This is a genomic window from Cytobacillus sp. SAFR-174 (assembly GCF_051964675.1).
Lineage (GTDB): Bacteria > Bacillota > Bacilli > Bacillales > Cytobacillaceae > Cytobacillus.
In genome coordinates this window covers 1-5,086 of record NZ_JBQCMZ010000041.1, presented here as the reverse complement: position 1 = coordinate 5,086, position 5,086 = coordinate 1, and the positions used below count along the sequence as shown (strand labels likewise).

The 5,086-nt window shown below is 37.6% G+C and carries 6 protein-coding genes and 1 pseudogene; 2 read left to right on the top strand and 5 right to left on the bottom strand.

Going from position 1 to position 5,086, the window contains the following annotated elements; genetic code table 11:
• Nucleotides 1-205, top strand: a 205-nt coding sequence (locus ACTHRG_RS23410) for a VOC family protein (protein ID WP_440232165.1), incomplete at its 5' end; no start/stop codon positions are given.
• Between the two features lie 147 nt (nucleotides 206-352).
• Here the strand turns inward: ACTHRG_RS23410 and ACTHRG_RS23405 are convergent.
• Together ACTHRG_RS23405 and ACTHRG_RS23400 are read right to left on the bottom strand one after the other, a co-directional pair.
• Nucleotides 353-775 carry a hypothetical protein gene (locus tag ACTHRG_RS23405; RefSeq protein ID WP_076261449.1) on the bottom strand — a complete coding sequence of 141 codons (423 nt, stop codon included), beginning with the start codon at nucleotides 773-775 and terminating at the stop codon, nucleotides 353-355.
• A 17-nt stretch (nucleotides 776-792) separates the two neighbouring features.
• A complete protein-coding gene (locus tag ACTHRG_RS23400) occupies nucleotides 793-1,164 on the bottom strand; it encodes a hypothetical protein (RefSeq protein ID WP_139325647.1) in 372 nt (123 codons plus the stop codon).
• A gap of 180 nt (nucleotides 1,165-1,344) precedes the next feature.
• On the opposite strand from ACTHRG_RS23400, the pseudogene ACTHRG_RS23395 reads away from it, so the two are divergent.
• Nucleotides 1,345-1,491, top strand: a pseudogene (locus tag ACTHRG_RS23395) (DUF779 domain-containing protein); the annotation flags it as partial.
• A gap of 441 nt (nucleotides 1,492-1,932) precedes the next feature.
• Here ACTHRG_RS23395 and ACTHRG_RS23390 read toward each other — a convergent pair.
• The 3 genes from ACTHRG_RS23390 to ACTHRG_RS23380 all read right to left on the bottom strand — a co-directional run bounded on the left by ACTHRG_RS23390 (nucleotide 1,933) and on the right by ACTHRG_RS23380 (nucleotide 4,806).
• Nucleotides 1,933-2,268, bottom strand: a complete 336-nt coding sequence (locus tag ACTHRG_RS23390) for a tRNA-Val4 (RefSeq protein ID WP_076261453.1) — start codon at nucleotides 2,266-2,268, stop codon at nucleotides 1,933-1,935.
• A 381-nt stretch (nucleotides 2,269-2,649) separates the two neighbouring features.
• Nucleotides 2,650-3,075, bottom strand: coding sequence for an SMI1/KNR4 family protein (locus ACTHRG_RS23385; protein WP_076261470.1), 426 nt, complete (start codon nucleotides 3,073-3,075; stop codon nucleotides 2,650-2,652).
• Nucleotides 3,076-3,093: 18 nt separating this feature from the next.
• Complete coding sequence (locus tag ACTHRG_RS23380) at nucleotides 3,094-4,806, bottom strand: T7SS effector LXG polymorphic toxin (RefSeq protein ID WP_440232166.1); 1,713 nt, start codon at nucleotides 4,804-4,806, stop codon at nucleotides 3,094-3,096.
• Between the last annotated feature and the right edge of the window lie 280 nt (nucleotides 4,807-5,086).

The window sequence follows — 5,086 nt, the reverse complement described above, 5'->3', positions numbered from 1 at the left end:
AGATGAATTCGCCCATTCAAGTTCAGTTATTTATTTTCAAGTAACTAATATTAAAGATACTTATGAGCGATTAGTAAGTAAAGAAGTTATCTTTATCGATGAACCACATGTTGTAGCGAAAATGGGACAAACAGAAACATGGATGGTATTTTTTAAAGATACAGAAGATAATACTCATGCATTAATGAGTGAAGTACAAGAATAAGAAAACCAATAGGAAACCATCTCAATAACCAACGATCTCCTTCATTTTAAATTCGCCTTTTTTGAAAAAAAAACGTGCCTGACCCCCGGCACTTTAAAACGATAGTATAGTTGGGGTCAGGCACCTGTTTTTTGACTGTTGTGAGTATTAATACTTTATGAAATTAAATTTATTCTCCTTATAATCAGTAGTTGTCCTTAAAAATTCTATACTTATTCTGTCAACTTTTATTTCAATATATTTATCCATCAATTCAGGATAGTCAGAGAAATACTCATCGTCGTCAGTAAAAACTACTCCTGCATCAATATTATCTTCATGTAACAAACCTCTTATATAATACTCATAACCCAAACCAATACGTTCTATTTCTTTCTTCTCTCCCTGGATTTCACGAATCATTAACTCATTTAAAATAGTAAACCCTATTGTTACAGGGTAACTTTTTCCTACTTCAATTTTATAAGGACAAATAAAAGCAAATCCTGTAAATTTAATACCCTTGATCTCAATTGTCACTTCTTCCTCAATTTGTGGGTCTAGCCTTTTAACGAGAGCCGTATATACCATATATAAATCCTCACTTCCTACTCTGCTGGATTAATCACTGGAATATTTTCACCATTAATGGTCTTCCAGATCTTTTTGCCACTCTGAGTCTGGTAGGTCGTAATATCTCCTTTATTATTAGTACCTACAAATTCAAACTTTGCTTTACCATTTTTGTTATTTCCCATAAACTTGATATATCCTGTCCTAATTTCACCTTTATTTTCATACTTGACCTTTATGCCATTATTAATAACCTCTTTTGCACCTTCAAGATACTCGTCGGCATTTTTATATAATCCATCAAATTCCTTCCCATGCTTATCAAAATGTCCTTCTAGTTTACCACGATCTGCAAAATCTGAAGGGCTTTTACCCGTACCCTTAACCCCAAACACATCATCAGTCACTGTCTTAATCTTCTTCAACGGATCATTAACAAAAAGTGGTGCCTGACCCCCGGCACTTTAAAGCGGTAGTATAGTTGGGGTCAGGCACCTGTATCCTGGAACTTCACCAATCTGTATGACAGCAGGTGATTTTTATCTTGGCAGCCAGGATAAACAAATAGGTGAAGTGATGGATGTGCCTATTATATGCATAACTCAAACTTTGCCTATTGGGAGCACATGCAAATTGTCATTGATGTAATAGACGGGATAGGCAATTCTTTTTCACTAGAAAGCTTGAAAGATAAATCCTTCGTCATCCGTTCTAACAAATTGATTGCTGAATAATAAAGAAACACCTTTCGCTCATAATTTAAATAAAGCGAGAGGTGTTTTTTTATGAATGTATTTAAACTGAATTTTTCCTGCAGAATGATTAATCTGGACCGAGCTTACCTGTCCTTAAGTAAATAAAGGTTAGTAAAATCTTCTATTAATAACTCTAAAATAAAATCTTATTTATTAATTCTTGATCTACCTGATTATCGAACTCTTCAAAAGATCTTATTACTGAATACTCCACCATTTGTTTAAAGAAATTTCCTTTTTCATCAAACTTCATGACAATATTTCACCAGAGTGGTGTGACCCGTGCTGCAAGAAATGTGCTGAAGAAATAAAAATAGGCTGGGATAGAAAAAGGGGCCTGATGTATAGTTAGGGTCAGGCACCTGTTTTTCTTTGAATGGCAGATGGCCATTCAAGGTCTGTTTATTTTGATCTCACTATTCAACCTTTGAATATTTCTGGAATCTTCTCTCTCCATATCAATAACAGCTCTATAAATTCCTCCGTTTCAATTTTATTTTGAGTAGGTTCATCAATCCGATAATGATGTTCAGCTACTGTCACATCTTTCTTGATATTTACACTCGTAGCATTCAAAGTAATTTCAAAGTCTTCATATACCCCTTCTAAAACTTTCTTAATGTATCCTATATACTCATCCACTTCTTCTTCTGTTGAAATATCCTGAATAAAATCCGAGAAAATACTTATTTCTTCCGGCAATACTATTCCTAAATCACCAAATGGGTCTTTCTTAAATTCAAATGGATATCTCATATCCCTGAATCACCTTCTATATTATTTTTTATATAATGGATATGCCGGAAAAAGGAGCCTGACCCTCAGCCCTTTAATGCGGTAGTATAGTTGGGGTCAGGCACCTGTTGTTAAACCTGAATTTTTGCGGCAGAAAGATCTTTCTGGACCGAGCTTACCTGTCCTTAAGTAAATAAAGGTTAGCCTAACAAAACAAAAGGTGAGCTAACATCTTCTGTAGCCCACCTGTGAATGATTTAATTCCTTAAATCCTATACCTATTATTTCATTAATTTTTGATAGCTGGTTAAAGGTGATTTCATTACTGTACTGACAAGGGTTCAGTCCCAGTTGACATCAAGTGCAATTGATTCATAAGTATCCCTTGCACCTCATTGTTTTTTACCAGTTATCAATTCCTTCTTGAAATATGTCTATTACATAGTCCTCAAATGTATTATACCTTGGGTGTAAATCTGTCCCCGCCCTTTCCCAACTAAATACTCTTTCATCTTTAATATCTGCACTATACATACATCTAACAAATTCTCCCGAGTCCTCTAAAACAATTAAGTTCAAACCCAACCCTAATTTTCTCCATCTCTCTGTTGCATCAACTACAGATGCTCCTAAATTCCCCTGGACACCTTCAAGCTCGACTCCACATATTCCTCCCGAACCATATTTTTTTATAAAATTGCGGTAACTTCGAGGAAGTTTAACTTTAAGTCTTTCTTCAGCCTTATTAATATATTCTTCTGATACTTCTCCAAAAAAATCATCTTCTTCACCATAATTTTCGATCATCTTTATAATTCTTTCATCCATCAAATAAACTCACTCCTATTACTCACTAGCACGCATTTTCCAATAGTTACTTCTAAAGTTATTATACATTTTTTCGAGTTCTGGATTATTCCTAAAACTTGTTCCATTTTCAACTAAACCATGTAGCGTCGAATCGTATTTATCATGAGTTACCTCTGCAATTTCAACCATTCCACCAGGTTCTTTTTGAACTAAATGGTGTAATTCAACTTTACTTTCCACTCCGTCTTTTACAATATATGGTGATTTACCCTTTTCCATCAATTCTCCATTTGACTTTCCTAGTGCCTTCGGATTAATAGGTACATAATTTTTATCAATCTCAATTTGGTACACTCTTCTGGAGACATCTACTTTCTTCCCACCAACTTTAACTGTTCCTTTTACTTCTACAGCAATATACTTATCATCTAGCCAATCTAATTCAATTTGTTCAGAAGATAATTTTCTTGATTTAAGCCTCGCAGCTTTACCCGTACCCTTAACCCCAAACACATCATCAGTCACCGTCTTAATCTTCGTCAACGGATTAAAAAGAATATTATACGGCACTGGCCCCCTAGCCATTCCTCCTCCAGCCACAGCTGGTGTCTGAACCGGCATAAAAATCGGAAGTGCCTTCTCGCCTTTACCAGCCTGGCGAACCGTCTTGGCAACGGCTCCAGCTTTCCCGATCCCCTTATCCCCAAGAATGCTGATTCCAAGTGAAGTCAGGCCATAGGTAAAGAAGGCTGTACGGCTCTTGGCGTCCCCATTTACAACATCCCGCTCCCAGGCGCTGGAGACAGCGGACCATATATACTTCGGCATATCCAGAGCCTGGCTTACTTTTCCGATAGGGTCATTTATAATATCCAAATAAAATTCCTGGTGCTTCCTTTGATTTTCGAGCAGCTGGTCACGGTTAAACAGCAACTCACTTCCCAAAAACAGTGGACTAAATGGGCCCATGATGGTTCTGCCCAGCTCATACGTCGACTTCAGTCCATCCCATGTATCCCCTACGGCTTTGGATGCCCCTTTAATAGCTCCTTCAGCTATATCCTGAAGAATGCTTTGCCCGCTTTCTGGATTGGGATTCGATATTTCCTCGTGGAAATCCTTCCAGTTGAGAGATTTAGGCTGGTATTGGGCCAGAGATAAGCTGCCGCTTTGGAACATGCCCGCGATTTTTAAGATGTATTGGTTCATGTGGGATAGATCTTGCAGGAGAGGATCCAGTGCAGCCGTTTCCCAATGGTCGAAGTCCTCCAGTTTCTCAACGGTTTCACGGCTTGAGTCCTCAGCGCTCTTTGTTGCCTGGATAAAGCGGCCATCCTCCAGCCGCGGAAGCGCAACAATATCGCTAACCGACTTCATGATCCCATTCGCTTCCTCTGTCAGATCCGCAGTGATCTGAAGAGTATTTTTCAGCCCTTGTTTGAGCTCATGCTCCAGGAATTCCTGGCGGATAAAGCCTGAAGGGGAGGGTTCAATGTCCTGCAATGAACCTATAAAACTTTTTAAATAGGATTGATACTCATCAATCCAGGATTCGAGAAATTGAAGGAAAGGCTGGTGGCAATCCTGATAAAATGCATGTATGGCCTGGCTGCCCTGCCCTTTGAATGCCTCTTCAAGAGACACCAGCTCCTGGATGGATACCTGAACTTGACTTATCTGATCTTTAAGGATGGATAATTGATTGCTCGTCTCGTCGATTCCTGCAAGCAAGGAATCTGCTTCTAACACCTTCAACAGAATCAGCTCCGCATTATAAATTCCATTTTCTTCTATTTATATCTTAAAGGACTCTGACATTTAGTTGAATAGGAATTTTGGCATGAAATAGTGTAAAAAGTTCCTTGAAAATTGTTTGTTCTCCTAAATATGCTGCAGTCCTCATTGACCCCGGCTTAACTGAAATCAAATTAAATAACCATACCTACTTATGCCGGTTCATCCAATTTCATTGGTTAAATATATGAATATACTTAAAATTCTATTTATTATGTATAATATTACCATAGAG

Excerpts from the sequence above, each read along its gene's own strand:
- ACTHRG_RS23390 (WP_076261453.1), bottom strand. The coding sequence starts at position 2,268 with ATGAGATATCCATTTGAATTTAAGAAAGACCCATTTGGTGATTTAGGA.
- ACTHRG_RS23405 (WP_076261449.1), bottom strand. The coding sequence starts at position 775 with ATGGTATATACGGCTCTCGTTAAAAGGCTAGACCCACAAATTGAGGAA.
- ACTHRG_RS23385 (WP_076261470.1), bottom strand. The coding sequence starts at position 3,075 with ATGGATGAAAGAATTATAAAGATGATCGAAAATTATGGTGAAGAAGAT.